Origin of the sequence: Luteibacter anthropi (genome assembly GCF_023699965.1) — a bacterium.
GTDB classification, from domain to species: domain Bacteria; phylum Pseudomonadota; class Gammaproteobacteria; order Xanthomonadales; family Rhodanobacteraceae; genus Luteibacter; species Luteibacter anthropi.
In genome coordinates this window covers 3542962-3560949 of record NZ_CP077072.1, presented here as the reverse complement: position 1 = coordinate 3560949, position 17988 = coordinate 3542962, and the positions used below count along the sequence as shown (strand labels likewise).

The following is a 17988-nucleotide window of genomic DNA, read 5'->3' as shown; positions in this document are numbered from 1 at the left end:
TCTCCTGGGGCATAGGCTGGCCGGAGTCTCCGTGGCTTCCGGAAGTGCCTCATGAGCGAAACGCTGTCACCCGATCTCCTGCGCCGCATGCATGCGTACTGGCGTGCCGCCAACTACCTCTCCGTCGGACAGATCTACCTTCGCGACAATCCCCTGCTCGACGAGCCGTTGTCGAAGGAACACATCAAGCATCGCCTGCTCGGCCACTGGGGCACCACCACGGGCCTCAATTTCATCTACACCCATCTCAACCGCGCCATCGTCGAGCGCGACCTGGACATGATCTACGTGATCGGGCCAGGACACGGCGGGCCCGGGCTCGTTGCCCACACGTATCTCGAAGGTTCCTACACCGAGATCTACCCGCATATCGACCGCAGCGTCGCGGGCATGCGTGAACTGTTCCGCCAGTTTTCCTGGCCCTACGGCATTCCCAGTCACGTCGCGCCGGAAACGCCCGGATCGATCCATGAAGGCGGTGAACTGGGGTATTCCCTGTCGCATGCCTTCGGTGCCGCGTTCGACAATCCCGACCTCATCGTTACCTGCATCGTCGGCGATGGTGAAGCAGAAACCGGCGCACTGGCGACGAGCTGGCATTCGAACAAGTTCCTGAATCCGGTGCGCGACGGCGCGGTGCTGCCGATCCTGCATCTGAACGGCTTCAAGATCGCCAACCCTACGGTACTGGCGCGCATCGAGCCGGAGGAACTACGCGATCTCATGCGCGGTTACGGCTATGAGCCACACTTCGTCGAAGGCCATGAATTCGAGCCCATGCACCAGGCCTTTGCGGCCACGCTGGATCGCTGCCTTGACGACATCGCGCGCATCCAGAAGGAAGCACGCGAAGGCGATGCCTCGGAGGCAAAGCGTCCGCGCTGGCCCATGATCGTGCTGCGTTCGCCCAAGGGCTGGACCGGCCCGAAGGTGGTCGATGGCAAGCCCGTGGAAGGCACATGGCGCGCACACCAGGTGCCTATCGCGAAATTCGAGAACGACGAGCATGTCGCCATCCTCGAATCGTGGATGAAAAGCTACGAGCCGACGGAACTATTCGACGAAAAGGGCCGTTTTCGCGAGGAATTCGCCTCACTGGCACCCACCGGCCAGCGCCGCATGGGCATGAATCCGCACGCCAATGGCGGCGGCCTGCTCAAGCCGTTGCACATGCCGCACTTCGCGCCGTTTGCCGAAGATGTGAAAACACCCGGCGATCACAAGGCGGAAGCCACGCGCGTGCTTGGTCGTTTCCTGCGCGAGGTGATGCGCCAGAACATGCAGACCTTCCGCCTGTTCGGCCCTGACGAGACGGCATCGAACCGGCTGGAAGCCGTGTACGAGGTCAGCGACAAGACCTGGCTTGGCTCATACGAGGACGTGGACACGGATCTTTCGCCCGATGGACGCGTGATGGAGATGCTGAGCGAACACCAGTGCCAGGGCTGGCTCGAAGGCTACCTGCTCACCGGGCGGCACGGATTCTTCTCCTGCTACGAGGCCTTCATCCATATCATCGACTCCATGTTCAACCAGCACGCGAAGTGGCTGAAGGTCACCCGTCAGATGGCCTGGCGGCCGCCGATCGCGTCGTTGAACTACCTGCTGAGTTCGCACGTATGGCACCAGGACCATAATGGCTTCTCGCACCAGGATCCGGGCTTCATCGACCATGTGGCGAACAAGAAATCCGAGATCGTGCGCATCTACCTGCCACCGGATGCCAACTGCCTGCTGTCGGTGGCGGATCACTGCCTGCGCAGCCGTCACTACGTCAACGTGATCGTGGCCGGCAAGCAGCCGGACTGGCAGTGGCTGGACATGGAAACGGCCGTGCGCCACTGCACGGCGGGCGCCGGCATCTGGGAATGGGCCGGCCGCGGTGGCGACGACCCGGACGTGGTGATGGCCTGTGCCGGCGATGCGCCTACCGTGGAAGTACTGGCCGCCGTGATGTTGCTGCGCGAGTACGTGCCGGACATCCGCATCCGCGTGGTCAACGTGGTGGACCTGATGTCGCTGGAAACACCGGACGAGCATCCGCATGGCATGGACGATGATGTCTTCGATGACCTGTTCACGAAGGATCGCCCGGTGATCTTTGCATTCCATGGGTACCCGGGCATCGTGCACAAGCTGACCTATCGCCGGCACAACCACGACAATTTCCATGTGCGTGGCTACAAGGAAGAAGGCACCACGACGACGGCGCTGGACATGATGGTGCTGAACAATATGGATCGCTTCCAGCTGGCATTGGATGTGATCAATCGCGTGCCGCGGCTTGCGGGAGAGCGCGAGAAGGCGAAGCAACGGTATTGGTCGGATATACAGCGGCACAAGCTGTACGTGAGTGAGCATGGGCAGGATCTGCCGGAGGTGAGGGATTGGCAGTGGAAGGGGGAGGTGTGACTGGGGGGTTGCTCGTGGAGAGCGGTCGCGCGCGAGGCGCACTCCTACAGGAGCAAAGCGCCAACCATGTCACCCAGCCTTTTGCAGGTGGGGGTCGCGCGCGAGGCGCGCTCCTACAAGGGGCGGGGGGCGACAAGGTCGCGCCACCCTCTGTAGGAGCGCGCCTGCGCGCGACAGGTACAGGCGAAGCCGCTGATACGCACGGAGTGCTGGCCCTGAACGTCGGATCGTCTTCGTTGAAGTACGGTTTCTACCGGGTAAAGGATGATCATTGCGAAGCTCTTTTCACCGCGCAGGCCGATGCGCCGAGGGGTGATGCCGACCCGGTGGCAGATATCCTGAAAGCACTGCATGAGCGTGACCTGCCCATGCCCGACGCCGTGGGACATCGCATCGTGCACGGTGGCCCCAATATCCGCGAGCATGCGCTCATAGACGACGACCTGATGGAACGGCTGGAGGAAGCCAAGGCATTCGCACCGCTGCATGTACCGCCAGCCATGGAGATGGTGACGCGGGCACGCGAAGCGTTTCCCGGCATACCGCAGGTGGCCTGCTTCGATACGGCCTTCCATGCCACCCTGCCCCTCGTGGCGAAGACGCTGCCGCTTCCCGCCGACCTGCGCGAAGGCGGCATCGAGCGCTATGGGTTTCATGGATTGTCGTACGAATCGATCGTGCGACAACTGGGCGATGCCCTGCCGTCGCGAACGGTGATCGCGCACCTGGGCAATGGCGCCAGCCTGTGTGCCGTACTGGACGGCAAGTCGGTGGATACCACGATGGGACTCACGCCCACGGGCGGCATCGTCATGGGGACGCGGCCTGGCGATCTCGACCCCGGGGTGCTGCTTTACCTGATGCGCGAACGCGGCTACGACGCCGCGCGGCTGGAAAAGCTGGTGGATCGCGAGTCGGGCCTGAAGGGCCTGTCGGGTGGCACGAGCGACATGCGCAGGCTCCACGAGATGGACAACGAGGCATCAAGGCTGGCGCAGGATGTCTTCGTGCACGTGGCACGCAAGCAGATCGCGTCGATGGTTGCCTCGCTGGGTGGCATCGACCTGCTGGTGTTCACCGGAGGCATCGGAGAAAACGACGCGGTGACGCGCGCGGCGATCCTGGATGGATTGCGCTGGATCGGGCCATTCGAATGCCGGGTGATACGCACGGAAGAGGACGAGCAGATCGCGAGACACACGTGGCGCCTCGCTTCGTCGTAATCGCCGATGCGCTCGGATCCTACCCCTTCGGTGGCGAGGTCGCTTACCGGGGAGGCTCTTGCATACCCTGTAGGAGCGCGCCTTGCGCGCGACCGGTACGAGGCCGTGAATGCATGGCTTCGTAGTGGTCGCGCGCAAGGCGCGCTCCTACATGAGTTATTCGACGACGACGGGGATCTTGCCGATCTTCGTACGCCATTCCTTCGGGCCGGTCTGGTGTACCGAGGTGCCCTGGCTGTCCACGGCCACGGTCACCGGCATGTCCTTCACCTCGAACTCGTAGATCGCTTCCATGCCCAGGTCTTCGAAGGCCAGCACGCGCGAGGCCTTGATCGCCTTCGACACGAGGTAGGCGGCGCCACCCACGGCCATCAGGTAGACGGCCTTGTTGTCACGGATGGCATCGATGGCGATGGGGCCACGCTCGGACTTGCCCACCATGCCCAGCAGGCCGGTGGTTTCCAGCATCTGGCGGGTGAACTTGTCCATGCGCGTGGCCGTGGTGGGGCCGGCCGGGCCCACCACTTCGTCGCGCACCGGATCGACCGGGCCCACGTAGTAGATGAAGCGATTGGTGAAGTCCACCGGCAGCGTTTCGCCACGGTTGAGCATGTCGATCATGCGCTTGTGCGCAGCGTCGCGGCCCGTGAGCAGCTTGCCGTTGAGCAGGATCACCTCGCCCGGCTTCCAGCTGGCCACTTCCTCGCGGGTAATCGTGTCGAGATTCACGCGGCGACCCTTCGACGAGTCGTAGGTGAGCTTCGGCCAGTCTTCCAGCGACGGCGGATCGAGCGCGACCGGGCCGGAACCATCGAGCACGAAGTGTGCGTGACGCGTGGCGGCGCAGTTCGGAATCATCGCCACCGGCAGGTTGGCCGCGTGAGTGGGGTAATCCTTCACCTTGATGTCGAGCACGGTGGTGAGGCCACCCAGGCCCTGCGCACCGATGCCGAGCGCGTTGACCTTTTCATACAACTCAAGGCGCAGCTCTTCGGCACGGTTGGACGGACCGCGGGCGATCAGGTCGACGATGTCGATCGGCTCCATGAGAGCCTCCTTCGCCAGCAGCATCGCCTTCTCGGCGGTGCCGCCGATGCCGATGCCGAGCATGCCCGGCGGGCACCAGCCGGCGCCCATGGTCGGCACGGTCTTGATGACCCAGTCCACGATGGAGTCGGACGGATTGAGCATGGCGAACTTCGACTTGGCTTCCGAGCCACCGCCCTTGGCGGCGACGATGACGTCGACCTTGTCGCCCGGCACGATCGACACGTTGACCACGGCCGGCGTGTTGTCGCGGGTGTTCATGCGCTTGCCGGCCGGATCAGCCAGCACGGAGGCGCGCAGCTTGTTGTCCGGATGGTTGTAGGCGCGACGCACGCCTTCGTTGACCATGTCTTCCACGCCCATCGTGGCGTCGTCCCAACGCACGTTCATGCCGACCTTGAGGAAGACGGTGACGATGCCGGTGTCCTGGCAGATCGGGCGATGGCCCTCGGCGCACATGCGCGAGTTGATGAGGATCTGGGCGATGGCGTCTTTCGCCGCCGGGGACTCTTCGCGCTCGTAGGCGGCGGAGAGGTTCCGGATGTAGTCCACCGGGTGGTAGTACGAGATGTACTGGAGGGCGTCTGCGACGCTCTGGATGAGGTCGTCCTGCTTGATCGAGGTCATGGCGCTACGGCTGGCTCGTGCGGCTGGCAAAGCAGCCATTTTAGCGCACCGGGCGGGTGTAAGGTGCTGGCGTATCCCCCGGTCTGCTCCACGCACCCCCAAGAACCACGGAGTTCCCATGCGCCACCCGTTCCGTAACGCCCTGCTGGCCGTCGCACTCGTCGTCACCGCGCTTGGCGCCGCCCGCCCGGCCGCCGCAGCGCAGACCGCCCCGGAATTCGCCGGCATCGAGGCCTGGCAGAACTCGAAGCCGCTCACCATGAAGCAGCTGCGCGGCAAGGTCGTGCTGATCGACTTCTGGACGTACTCCTGCATCAACTGCCTGCGCACCCTGCCCCATGTCACCCGCTGGTACGACCAGTACAAGGACAAGGGCCTGGTGGTGATCGGCGTGCATTCGCCGGAATTCCCGTTCGAGAAGCAGGAAGCCAACGTCCGCGACGCCATCGCCCGCTACCACATCAACTACCCGGTGGCGCAGGACAACGACCTGGCCACCTGGGACGCCTGGGACAATAAGTACTGGCCGGCCGAATACCTGGTGGACCAGCGCGGCAATGTCATTGCGCACCATTATGGCGAGGGCAACTACGCCGAGATGGAAAACGCGATCCGCACGCTGCTGGGTCTGCCGAAGCTGGCCGACGACAAGGCCGAAATGGACAAGGACGCGCCGGACTTCACCCAGCTCGGCTCGCCGGAGATGTATTTCGGCAGCGACCGCAGCGAGAACAATGCCAGCCCGGAAGGTGCCCGCACGGGCGTGCGCGACTTCACCGCCCCCTCGCGCCTGGACCTGAACAAGTTCGCCCTGGTGGGGCGCTGGGAGATCGGCCGGGAGAATGCCAGCCTGGTCGGCGCCAGCGGTGAGATCCGCCTGCATTTCAAGGCGAAGAAGGTGCACATGGTGGCCAGCGCCAATGACCCGGTCACTGTGGAAGTGCTGGTCGATGGCAAACCGCAGCCGCCGGTCACCGTGCAGAAGTCGATGCTCTACACCCTGTTCGATGGGGATGGCTACAAGGACCACGTGCTGACGATCAAGGTCCCCAAGGCCAACTTCCACGCCTTCACCTTCACCTTCGGCTGAACTTACTTGTAGGAGCGCGCCTTGCGCGCGACCGGTGTGGCCGGGCGCCATGGCCCCACCGGTCGCGCGCAAGGCGCGCTCCTACAGGGGGGGGTGCTTGCAAGAGTGTTTCTTAAGATATATCGTACGAACACTACGTACGATATATCGGAGAGCACCCATGCACTTCTTCCATCACGCCAGGCGCCACTTCCAGGAGCGCTGCCACGACCGTTTCCACGAGCATGTCTCGGCCATCGGCCGTGGCGGTCGCTTCGGTGGCGGCGGCCACCATTTCGGCTTTGACGAGGGCGACGGTCGTCGCGGGGGCCGTGGCGGTGGCCGGTTCGGCGGCCGCATGTTCGGTAATGGCGACCTGCGCCTGCTGCTGCTTGCCCTCATCGAGGAGCAGCCGCGCCACGGCTACGAGCTGATCCGCACCATCGAGGAAATGTTCGAAGGCCAGTACAGCCCCAGCCCCGGCGCCATCTACCCCACCCTGACCATGCTCGAAGAGCTGGGCTATGCCCGTGTCGAGGCCGAGACCGGTGGCAAGAAGCTCTATGCCATCACCGACGAGGGTCGTGCCTTCCTCGAAGAGAACCGCGACGCCCTCGATGCCCTGACCGAACGCCTGCAGGTCATGTCGCGCCATATGCGCCGCATGGGTGTGCCCGAGGGTGTCCGCGAGGCCATGCATACCCTGAAGCACCAGCTGCTCAACCATCACAAGTCGTGGGACGAGGCCGAGATTCGCCGCGTGGCCGCGATCGTCGCCAGCGCCGCCAAGGCCATTGCGGAGCGCCAGGGATGAGCGAAAAGCACCTGATCCAGCGCGTTCGTCATGACGTGAAGATGCGTATCCTGGAGGTCACCCGCGTCGTCCGGATCACCCCGCACATGATACGGATCACGGTCCATGGCCCGGAGCTGGCGGGCTTTCCCAGCGCCTCGCCGGACGACCATGTAAAAGTCTTCCTGCCCACCTCGGCCGGTGAGTTCAACCTGCCGACGATGACGCCGGACGGCCCGCTTTACCCGCAGGGCAAGGAGCCCTCCCCGGCCCGCGATTACACGCCGCGCCAGTTCCGTGCGGAATCCCTCGAACTGGATCTCGACTTTGTGATCCACGGTGACGGCCCCGCCTCGACCTGGGCGGAGAAGGCAAAGGTCGGCGACAAGGTGGGCGTGGGCGGGCCACGCGGGTCGATGATCGTGCCGGCCGACTTCGATCACTATGTGCTGGTTGGCGACGAGACGGCCCTGCCAGCCATCGGCCGGTGGCTGGAAGAAATGCCGGAGGGCACGCAGGTCACCGTGCTGGCTGAAATTGCCTCTGCCGAAGAGAAGCAGGACCTCGCGCGTGAAGTGCGATGGTTTGTGCGCGGGGAGTCGCCCTCACTTGATGAAGCGCTCGCGACACTCCCTATCCCCCAGGGCGATACCTTCTGGTGGGTAGCCACGGAGTCGAAGCGCGCTCGCCAGCTACGTTCACTGCTCGTCGAGCAACGTGACATCGACAAGGACTGGGTAAAAACCACAGGCTACTGGCAAGCCTGACCCCAGCTCCTGTAGGAGCGCGCCTGCGCGCGACCGGTGGAATCGAAACGATGAAGCGTTTCGCGACAACCGGTCGCGCGCAGGCGCGCTCCTACACGGGGGTTTGACGTCGCTTAACCGCTGGGGAGCGCAAACACATAACCTTGCCACCCGGGGCGTTATCCATGCCTTCGTGAGACTGGTGAGGAGGATGGCATGCGGCGTGGCAGGAAAATACTGGCGTGGATACTGGGAATCATCGTCCTGCTGATCGTGGCGATCATGCTGTTCATCGCCTTTTTCGACTGGAACCGGCTGAAGCCCTTTATCAATGACAAGGTATCCCAGGCCATCGGACGTCCGTTCGCCATCAACGGTGACCTCTCCGCGCACTGGTCGCGGGAGCCCGGCGAAGGTGGCCTGGTGGGGCTGATCCCCTGGCCGCACTTCCTGGCGCGCGACATCACCGTCGCAAACCCCGACTGGGCGAAAAGCAAGCAGTTCGCCACACTGGATTCCATCCAGTTCCGCCTTGCACCCTTTCCTCTCATAAGCCACGACATCGTGGTGCCCGAGATTCGCCTGGGGCAACCCAACGTCTATCTGCAACGGCAGAAGACAGGCGAAAACACCTGGACCTTCAAGCTACCGGAAAGCAGCGGCCCCTCGGAATGGAACCTGCGGATCGACGCAATTGCCTTCGACAAGGGGCATATCGATTACGCCGATGCGCAGAACCAGATCGACATGGGCGTGGACGTGACGCCACTGGGTCGCGGCATTCCCTTCGACGAGATCATGGCGCAGCAGGAGAAGGACTCGCGCGCGCAGGCAAGCAAGACCACCGGTGCCAGCGCGAAGACCATGGCCAAGGGTGATGCGGACGAAAAGGACCGCCAGGACACCACGAAACAGCAGCAGACCTATTACTTCGCGTGGGATGCGAAAGGCACCTACAAGAAATCCACCGTGTCGGCCAAGGCACGTACCGGCGGCGTGCTGGCTCTGCGCGATGGCAACCGCCCGTTCCCGGTGCAGGCCGATGCGCGCTTCGGCGATACGCATATTGCCTTCGTCGGCACGCTCACTGAGCCGATGAACCTGGGTGCGCTGGATATCCGCCTGTGGTTTTCCGGCACCAGCATGTCGCATCTGTACGACCTCACCGGTGTGACGCTGCCCGATACGCCACCGTTCGCGACGGAAGGCCACCTGAAGGCCAGCCTGAAGAAGGGCGCCAGCACCTTCACGTATGAGAACTTCTCCGGCAAGGTCGGCGGTAGCGACCTGGGCGGCACGCTCACCTTTGCCACCAGCGGGCCGCGCCCCAGCCTCACGGGCACGCTGAAGTCCAATCAGTTGCTGTTCAGCGACCTGGCGCCGCTGATCGGCGGGGGTTCGGACAAGGAAAAAGCCGAGCGGGGCGACGCAGTGAAGCAGCCGGCGGACAAGGTACTTCCCGTGGAACCGTTCAAGACGGACCGCTGGAATGCCATGGATGCAGATGTGCACTTCACGGGCGCGAAGATCATCCATGGCGAACGCCTGCCGATCCAGAACCTCGATACCCATCTGGTGATGAAGGATGCGGTGCTGACGCTCGATCCGCTCAAGTTTGGTGTGGCGGGCGGCACCGTGGGCAGCAATATCCGCCTCGATGGTTCCACCGAACCGATGAAGGGCCGGCTCAACCTTGGCGCGCGGCATCTGAAACTCAAGGAACTGTTTCCCACCTTCGCCCCGATGCAGACGGCGTTCGGCGAAATGAACGGCGACGCGTCGCTGACGGCTACCGGCAACTCGCCGGCAGCGCTGCTGGGCAGCTCGAACGGCGAAGTGAAGCTGCTTATCAACGACGGTGCCATCAGCTCGTCGCTGCTGGAGATCGCCGGCCTCAACGTCGGCAATTACGTGGTCAACAAGATGTTTGGCGACGACGTGGTGAAGATCAATTGCATGGCGGCCGATCTGGTGTCCACCAACGGCGTGATGGAGTCGCGGCTGTTTGCCTTTGATACGGAGAAGGCGCTTATCAACGTCAACGGCACCATCGATTTCCGGACCGAGAAGCTCGACCTGGACATCGTGCCGCATACCAAGGGTTTCCGGCTGTTCTCGCTGCGCTCGCCGCTGTATGTGCATGGCACCTTCAAGGACCCGTCGCCGGGCGTGCATCCGGGGCCGCTGATCCTGCGTGGTGGCGGTGCGGTGGCACTGGCGGTGTTCGCCGCGCCCGTGGCCGCGCTGGCGCCGCTGGCGGTACCGGAGAGCGGCAAGGCCAATGCGGCGCAGTGCCGGCCGTTGCTGGATGACCTCAAGAACAGTCCGCCGAAGGCGCCGCCTCCGGGGGCGAAGAAGAAATAGCGGTACGGCCTTCGGATCGGTCGCGCGCAAGGCGCGCTCCTACACAAGCGCTCGCCGCGATGGTGTCCGCGTTGCCTTGTAGGAGCGCGCCTCGCGCGCGACCGGTCCAGAGCGAAAGATCGAGGCAGTTTCCCGACACACCGAACCCGTATGATGCCCGGAGAGCCGCGCGCAGGGCGCGCTCCTGCATCGATATGGTTCATGACCCCGACCCGCAAAGCCCATCTCCAGGTCCACCTCTGCGTGATTCTCTGGGGTTTTACCGCCATCCTCGGCAAGCTCATCACCCTGCCCGCACTGCCCCTGGTGTGGTGGCGCATGGGCCTGGTGTCGGTGGCCCTGCTCTGTCTGCCTCGCGTATGGCGCGGCCTGCGGGCCATGTCCGGGCGTCTTCGCCTGGCCTACGCCGGGGCTGGTGTCACGGTGGCACTGCACTGGCTGACTTTCTACGGCGCCGTGAAAATGGCCAACGCCTCGGTCGCCGCTACCTGCCTCGCGACGGCACCGGTCTTTCTCGCCCTGGTAGAACCCTGGATCGCCCGGCGGCGGTTCGATCCGCGTGAACTGCTGATCGGCGTGGCCGTGATTCCCGGGGTGGCCCTGGTCGCCGGAGGCATGCCGGGCAGCATGCGGCTGGGACTGGCGGTGGGCGTGCTGTCTGCGTTGCTGGTGGCCATCTTCGCCGCCATCAACAAGCGGCTGGCCGACCGTGCCGACATCTTCACCGCCACCTGCCTTGAACTGGGCACCGGCACGCTGTTCCTCACCATGCTTGCGCCCTTCTTCGCGCATCCGGCCTTCGTGCTGCCCGACCTGCACGACACCTGGCTGCTACTATTACTGGCCTTTGGCTGCACCCTGCTGCCGTTCGCGACGCTGCTGGCCGCGCTTCGGCACATGTCGGCCTTTGCCACGCAGATGATCACCAATCTTGAGCCGGTCTACGCCATCGTCTTCGCCATTCCGTTACTGAGTGAGCAGCGGGAGCTGGCCTGGACGTTCTATCTGGGCGTGGCGGTGATCCTGGGGGCGGTGTTCGTGCATCCGTGGCTGCATCGCGCAGAGCGAGCGGATGTGGGGGATGTGATCGCTCCCTAGATCTTTTGTAGGAGCGCGCCTGCGCGCGACCGCTGCGGAGCCGTGAATGCATAGCTCCGCAGCGGTCGCGCGCAGGCGCGCTCCTACAGGGGAGCGTTTGCCTCAGGCGCGGCCGCGGGCGCGCACCGTGCGCAGGCGGCGGGCGCGCTGGGCCTTGGAACGAGGTGCAGAGCGCTTGGCGCGCTTGCTGGGGCGCGGGCGTGAAGGCATCGGTATCTCCGGAAAACGGAACCGGGAGGGTGGATGTTCCGACCCTCCCGGTGAAAAACCCGCTAAGCCGCGGTCAGATCAGCTTGATCTCGCGCAGACGTTCCTGAAGATACTCGTGCGCCGTGATCGGCGTCTCATAGCGCTTCGGATTGTCCGGCGTGATGCAGGAAGGCAGTACGTCGAGCACCACATCCGGGTTCGGATGCAGGAAGAACGGCACCGAGTAGCGCGGCTGGCGAGCGGCATCGCCCTTCGGATTCGTGACCCGGTGGGTGGTGGACGGGTAGACGTGGTTGGTGAGGCGCTGCAGCATGTCGCCGATGTTCACCACGATGGCATCGCCTTCGCTGGTGATCGGCAGCCAGTCGCCCTCGCGGGTGAGCACTTCCAGGCCCGCCGTGCTGGCACCGACCAGCAACGTGATGAAGTTGATGTCCTCATGCGCACCGGCACGCACGTTGGGCACGTCGGTCTGCGTGATGGGCGGATAGTGGATCGGGCGCAGGATGGAGTTGCCCACGTTCACCTTGTCGTCGAAGAAGTTCTCCGGCAGGTCGATGTGCAGGGCCAGGGCGCGCAGCACGCGCGCGCCGAGCTGGTCCAGCGCCTCGTAGATGCCGTAGCCCTTGTCCTTCAGGTCGGGCACTTCCACCGGCCACACGTTGGGCGGCATCACGTCGGCGAACTTCGAGTCGCGCGGAATCTCGCGACCGATGTGCCAGAACTCCTTGAGATCGGCGAATTTGGAATCCTTCGCGGTTTCCACCTTGAAGGGGGTGTAGCCGCGCGCACCGCCGCCGCCGGGGATGTGGTACTTGCGCTTGGTCTCGTCGGGCAGCGCGAAGAAGCGCTTGAAGGCGTCGTACGCACCGTCGATGGCTTCCTTCGGGATACCGTGGCCGCTGATGCAGCAGAAGCCGAATTCACGATAGGCGGCGCCGAGTTCGGCGACGAAGGCGTCGCGATCGGTGTCGTAGCGACGGATGTCGAGGGTGGGTACCTTCTTCATGGGATCTCTGCGTTGGCTCAGGCAGCGGCCTGGGCCGCCGATTTTACGGCGTTGGCGAGCTGCGCCGCCAGCCGTTCCACTTCCGCGGCGTCGGCCGCCTCGATCGTGACGCGCACCAGCGGCTCGGTGCCCGAGGCGCGCAGTACCACGCGGCCGCGGCCTTCCAACACGTTCTCTACCTCGGCCAGCGCCTGTTTCACGGTGTCGGTGCCGAGCGCCGCCTTGGCGCCCTCCACCCGGACGTTGATCATCGTCTGCGGCAATTTGACCAGACCCGCGCGTGCCTGCGCGAAGGTTTCACCGTCGTCCACGAGGGCTTCGAGCAGCGCTAGTGCGGCCACGATGCCATCGCCGGTGGTGAAGCGGTCCAGGCACAGCACGTGGCCGGATGTTTCGCCGCCGAGCGCACCACCATGCTCCTTAAGCTGCTGGAGCACGTAACGGTCGCCCACGTTGGCGCGGACGAACGGGATATCCATCTGCTTGAGCGCGCGCTGCAGGCCGTAGTTGCTCATCAGCGTGCCCACCACGGGGCCCGGCAACGCGGCCTTTTTCTTCCAGTGGCGCGCAATGACGTAGAGCATGTCGTCGCCATCGGTGACACTGCCATCCTGGTCAACGATGCGCACGCGGTCGCCATCGCCATCGAAGGCAATGCCGAGATCCGCGCCCCGCTCCACTACGGCGCGCGCCAGCGCATCCGGCGCTGTCGAGCCGACGTCGCGATTGATGTTCAGGCCATCGGGCTCGGCACCAATGGTGGAGACCTCCGCACCCAGTTCACGGAAAACCTTGGGGGCAACCTGGTAGGTCGCGCCATGCGCGCAATCAAGCACGAGCTTCATGCCGCGCAGGGAGAAATCGTCGTTGACGGTGGACTTGCAGAACTCGGCGTACTTGGTCACGGCATCGTCGACGCGACTGGCCTTGCCCAGTGTTTCCGAAGGCACCGTCGCAAAGTCGGCCTCCAGTTCCGCCTCGATCTCGGCCTCAAGTTCGTCATCGAGTTTTTCGCCCTGGCCGGAGAAAAACTTGATGCCGTTGTCCTGATGCGGGTTGTGCGAAGCACTGATGACGATGCCGGCATCGGCGCGCAACGAGCGCGTGAGGTAGGCCACGCCGGGGGTGGGCATGGGACCGAGCAGACGGACGTCGGCGCCGGAGGCGACCAGTCCGGCCTCAAGGGCGGATTCGAACATGTAACCGGAGACGCGGGTGTCCTTGCCGATGACGACAAGGACCTTGCGGCTGTGGTCGCGGCGATCGGGACCGGCGACACCTGCCGGACGACGATCCGCGGCGCGGCGGCGCGCCAGGACGGCGCCAGCGGCGCGGCCAAGCCTGAGGATGAAATCGGCGCTGATCGGATAGCTGCCCACCCGGCCCCGGATGCCATCCGTGCCGAAGTATTTACGTTCGCTCATGGCTCTAACTCCTTGCTGGGACGACGGATCATACGCCGTCATGTGGACTCAGTCGTCGTCCGGCCAGCGCGGCATCGTGGGCTTGTCGATCCTGGGTGCCGTGTCGCCGGCCTTCACCGCGGCCCAGACGGCCAGGGCGTCTACCGTGGGTGCCACATCGTGGACGCGGACCATGATGGCGCCCCGCTGCACGGCAATGAGGGCCGCGGCGACGGAGCCCGCCGCGCGGTCGGCCGGCTCGGTGCGACCGGTGAGGCTGCCGATCATCGACTTTCGCGACAGCCCTGCATAGGCGCCGGCGCCCAGCTCGGCGAATCGCCCCATCGCCCGCAGCAGGGTCAGATTGTGGTCCAGATCCTTGCCGAACCCGAAACCGGGGTCCACCAGCACGCGGCGGCGGTCGATGCCGGCCAGCTCGCAGGCAAACAGGCGGTCGGTGAGGAAGCGATGTACCTCGCCCACCACGTCGTCGTAGGAGGGGGCATCCTGCATGCCGCGCGGTTCGCCCTGCATATGCATGAGGCACACGGGCACCCGTAGTTCGGCGGCGGCGTCCAGCGCGCCTTCGCGGCGCAGCGCGAACACGTCGTTGATCATGCCTGCGCCCGCGCCCACCGCCGCACGCATCACCTCGGGCTTGGATGTGTCGATCGAGATCGGCAGCGTCGTGGCGGCCGCAAGGCGTTCGATCAGTGGCACCACGCGGCGGATTTCTTCTTCCGCGGAAACCTCGTCTGCACCCGGCCGGGTGGACTCGCCGCCGATGTCGAGCATGTCGGCCCCCTCTTCTGCCAGGCGCATCGCATGCGCATAGGCCGCTTCGAGGGTGTCGTGCCGGCCGCCGTCGGAGAACGAGTCCGGGGTGACGTTGACGATGCCTGCGACCCGTGGCCGGTCGAGCACCAGGGCGCGGCCGTTGCAGTCGAGGGTGGCGGCGAAGGGGGCGAAGTTCATGGGATCAGCCCGGCTGCTGGCCGCCGATGGCGCCCATGAAACGACGGTAGTAACGCAGCTCGTCGATGGAGTCGCGGATATCCGACAGCGCCGTATGGGCGGAGTCCTTCTGGAAGCCCTTGGCGATTTCCGGAGACCAGCGGCGTGACAGCTCTTTCAGCGTGGAAACATCGAGGTTGCGGTAGTGGAAGTAGCGCTCAAGCTTCGGCATTTCGCGGTGCAGGAAGCGGCGGTCCTGGCAGATCGAGTTGCCGCACATAGGCGACTTGCCGGCGGGCACCCACTTCTTCAGGAATGCGATGGTGGCCTCCTCGGCCTGGTCTGCATGGGTATGCGACTCCACCACCTGCTTCCACAAGCCCGAGCGCATGTGCTGGTTGCGGTTCCAGGCATCCATCTGCTGAAGGCGGGCATCCGTGTTGGAAATGGCGAACACCGGCCCTTCGGCAAGCACGTTCAGATCCTTGTCGGTCACGATGGTGGCGATCTCGAGGATCGAATCGTTGTCCGTGTCCAGACCGGTCATTTCCAGATCGATCCAGATGAGGTTGTCTTCGTGCGCTTGCGACATGGGGGCTCCTTTGAGTGCGGTGAAGTCTAGCGGCAAGGGCCGTCGAAATCAGGTCGTGACATGCGATCATCGTCGTCATGGCCGAACCGACCTTCTACTGGCACGACTACGAAACCTTCGGCGCCGACCCGCGCCGCGACCGACCGGCCCAGTTCGCCGGCATCCGCACCGACGCCAACCTGGAGATCATCGGCGAGCCGCTGATGATCTACTGCAAGCCGCCGCGTGACTCCCTGCCCCAGCCCGTCGCAAGCCTCATCACCGGCATCGCGCCGCAGCTGGCCGAGCGCGAGGGCCTGTGCGAGGCCGCATTCGCGGCGGCGATCCACGACGAGATCGCGCGCCCGGGCACCTGCACCGTGGGCTACAACTCGCTGCGGTTCGACGACGAAGTCACCCGCCACCTGCTTTATCGCAACTTCTACGACCCGTACGGCCGTGAATGGGAAAACGGCAACTCGCGCTGGGACCTCATCGACCTCGTGCGCATGTGCCAGGCACTGCGCCCCGAGGGCATCGTATGGCCCTCGCGTGACGACGGTACACCCAGCTTCAAGCTGGAGCACCTGGCCAGCGCCAACGGCTTGAAGCAGGACCGCGCGCATGATGCCCTGTCCGACGTGGAAGCCCTGATCGCCCTCGCCCGCCTGCTGAAGGAGCGCCAGCCGCGCCTGTGGGAGTGGTATTTCGCCCTGCGCCGCAAGCAGCGCGTTTTCGAGCTGCTCGACGTGGCCGCCATGACACCGGTGGTGCATGTCTCCTCCCGTTATCCCGCCAGCCGGCACTGCCTCACGGTGATCGCCCCGCTGGCCGCGCACCCGTCGCGACAGGGCGAGGTCATCGTCTACGACCTCACGGCCGACCCGGCCGACCTGCTGGCCCTGGACGACGGCGACATCGCCGATCGCGTCTTCACCTCCCGGGCCGACCTGCCCGAAGGGGTCGAGCGTATCGCCCTGCGTACCGTTCGCGCCAACCATGCCCCGGCACTGGCCCCCCTGTCCGTGCTCAAGGGTGCCAACATGGAACGCCTGGGCCTGGACATGGACGCCGTGGAGCGCCATCTGGTCACGCTTCGCACCGCGGAAGGGCTGGCCGAGAAGCTGCGCCGCGTCTATGCACGGGCAGCCGACCTGCCGCCGGCCGAGGACCCTGAGCTGGGCCTCTATGGGGCATTCCTGCCGAATGCGGACCGCGCCCTGCTGGCCGACGTGCGGGCCACCCCGCCCGGGCAGCTCGGCACGCGCAGTTTCCCGTTCCGCGACCCCCGCTATCCGGAGCTGCTCTTCCGCTACCGGGCCAGGAACTGGCCGGAAACACTCGACGCAGACGAACAGGCCCGCTGGGAGGCCTTCCGCCTCGACCGGCTCACCCGCCGTGGCCCGCTCACAACACTCACCTTCGACGAATACACCGCGGAGCTGGCCGCCATGCGCGCCATGCCCGATGCCCCGCACGCCCTGCTCGACGAACTGGACGCCTGGGCGATCCACCTGCGCTGAACGAGCCATCCATGCCGCACAAGAGCTATTTCTCCCCTGCCACCTTCCGCTTCTTCAAGTCGCTGGTGCGCAACAACAACCGCGAGTGGTTCCACGCCCACAAGGACGACTACGAGCGTCACGTGCGCGAGCCGTTCACCCAGTTCATCACCGATATCCAGGCCCCGCTGGCAAAGATCAGCGAGCACTACCGCGCTGATCCGCGCAAGGTCGGCGGCTCGCTCTACCGCATCCACCGCGATACCCGTTTCGCGGGTGACAAGCAGCCCTACAAGGGCTGGCAGGGCTCGCGCTTCTTCCACGAGCGCCGGCATGAGATCCCGGCCCCGGGCTTCTACCTGCATATCCAGCCCGATGAGTGCTTCGTCGGTGCCGGCATGTGGCATCCGGAGCCGCCGGTGCTGAAGAAGCTGCGCGAATTCCTGGCCGACAACCCCGACTCATGGAAACGTGCGACGCAGGCCAAGGCCTTCCGCGAGCGTTACAGCTTCTGGGGCGAGAGCCTTACCCGGCCGCCCCGCGGCTTCGATCCCAACCATGAACTCATCGAAGACCTGAAACGGAAGAACTACGCCGCCGGCCAGGAATTCGACGAAGCCATGGCCTGTTCGGCGGAACTGCTGCCCTTCGTGGTGGACCACTTCAAGCGCCTCGCGCCGATGGTCGACTACCTGTGCGCGGCCCAGGAGCTGGAATTCTGAGCAATCGCAAGAAATTGCCCCATCAGCCTGTGTTTCCGGCAAAGCCGCACACGCCGTACCGTCACTTAACGCAGACTAATTACTTGCTGAACGGAATCTACGAAATGTCGCATAGACCACGACATTGTTCAGATAAAACGCGCTAGCTTCTGCACCGAACGTACACATCCGGTCTGACCGGTAAAGCGATGCCCACGCGCCGTGCATCGTGATTCTTTTCATGGCGCCATTCGTTCCA

The 17988-nt window shown here is 64.7% G+C and carries 14 protein-coding genes; 9 read left to right on the top strand and 5 right to left on the bottom strand.

Annotation, left to right across the window (positions count from 1 at the left end; genetic code table 11):
• Positions 1–51: 51 nt before the first annotated feature.
• Positions 52–2412 (top strand): phosphoketolase family protein, encoded by a 2361-nt coding sequence (locus KR767_RS15320; protein ID WP_250876867.1) that lies wholly within the window; start codon positions 52–54, stop codon positions 2410–2412.
• A 236-nt stretch (positions 2413–2648) separates the two neighbouring features.
• Positions 2649–3635, top strand: coding sequence for an acetate/propionate family kinase (locus KR767_RS15315; RefSeq protein ID WP_250876866.1), 987 nt, complete (start codon positions 2649–2651; stop codon positions 3633–3635).
• Between the two features lie 156 nt (positions 3636–3791).
• On the opposite strand, the gene KR767_RS15310 is transcribed toward KR767_RS15315, so the two are convergent.
• On the bottom strand, positions 3792–5309 hold the full coding sequence (locus tag KR767_RS15310) for a fumarate hydratase (protein ID WP_166948608.1): 1518 nt from the start codon (positions 5307–5309) through the stop codon (positions 3792–3794).
• Between the two features lie 118 nt (positions 5310–5427).
• Here KR767_RS15310 and KR767_RS15305 point away from each other — a divergent pair, with 118 nt between their 5' ends.
• The 5 genes from KR767_RS15305 (at position 5428) to KR767_RS15285 (ending at position 11379) form a co-directional block, all read left to right on the top strand.
• Entirely contained in the window at positions 5428–6399 is a 972-nt protein-coding gene (locus KR767_RS15305) for a thioredoxin family protein (protein ID WP_250876865.1), read from the top strand.
• Between the two features lie 160 nt (positions 6400–6559).
• Positions 6560–7192: a PadR family transcriptional regulator gene (locus KR767_RS15300; RefSeq protein WP_250876864.1), complete on the top strand. Its 633-nt coding sequence runs from the start codon at positions 6560–6562 to the stop codon at positions 7190–7192.
• Positions 7189–7938 carry a siderophore-interacting protein gene (locus tag KR767_RS15295; RefSeq protein WP_250876863.1) on the top strand — a complete coding sequence of 250 codons (750 nt, stop codon included), beginning with the start codon at positions 7189–7191 and terminating at the stop codon, positions 7936–7938. The genes KR767_RS15300 and KR767_RS15295 overlap by 4 nt, the downstream gene beginning before the upstream one ends.
• A gap of 195 nt (positions 7939–8133) precedes the next feature.
• Positions 8134–10281 (top strand): AsmA family protein, encoded by a 2148-nt coding sequence (locus tag KR767_RS15290; RefSeq protein WP_250876862.1) that lies wholly within the window; start codon positions 8134–8136, stop codon positions 10279–10281.
• Between the two features lie 201 nt (positions 10282–10482).
• A complete protein-coding gene (locus KR767_RS15285) occupies positions 10483–11379 on the top strand; it encodes a DMT family transporter (RefSeq protein ID WP_250876861.1) in 897 nt (298 codons plus the stop codon).
• Positions 11380–11662: 283 nt separating this feature from the next.
• Here KR767_RS15285 and KR767_RS15280 read toward each other — a convergent pair whose 3' ends face one another.
• From KR767_RS15280 to orn, 4 genes are read right to left on the bottom strand one after another with little or no spacing between them, the layout of a single operon-like run.
• Positions 11663–12598, bottom strand: coding sequence for an isopenicillin N synthase family dioxygenase (locus tag KR767_RS15280; RefSeq protein ID WP_166948437.1), 936 nt, complete (start codon positions 12596–12598; stop codon positions 11663–11665).
• 17 nt (positions 12599–12615) lie between these two features.
• On the bottom strand, positions 12616–14022 hold the full coding sequence (gene glmM, locus KR767_RS15275) for a phosphoglucosamine mutase (protein WP_166948439.1): 1407 nt from the start codon (positions 14020–14022) through the stop codon (positions 12616–12618).
• A 48-nt stretch (positions 14023–14070) separates the two neighbouring features.
• A complete protein-coding gene (gene folP, locus KR767_RS15270; RefSeq protein ID WP_250876860.1) occupies positions 14071–14976 on the bottom strand; it encodes a dihydropteroate synthase in 906 nt (301 codons plus the stop codon).
• A gap of 4 nt (positions 14977–14980) precedes the next feature.
• Positions 14981–15547, bottom strand: coding sequence for an oligoribonuclease (orn, locus tag KR767_RS15265; protein WP_250876859.1), 567 nt, complete (start codon positions 15545–15547; stop codon positions 14981–14983).
• Positions 15548–15624: 77 nt separating this feature from the next.
• Here orn and sbcB point away from each other — a divergent pair, with 77 nt between their 5' ends.
• Complete coding sequence (gene sbcB, locus KR767_RS15260) at positions 15625–17049, top strand: exodeoxyribonuclease I (protein ID WP_166948445.1); 1425 nt, start codon at positions 15625–15627, stop codon at positions 17047–17049.
• Between the two features lie 11 nt (positions 17050–17060).
• On the top strand, positions 17061–17750 hold the full coding sequence (locus tag KR767_RS15255) for a DUF2461 domain-containing protein (RefSeq protein ID WP_166948447.1): 690 nt from the start codon (positions 17061–17063) through the stop codon (positions 17748–17750).
• The last annotated feature ends 238 nt before the right edge of the window (positions 17751–17988 follow it).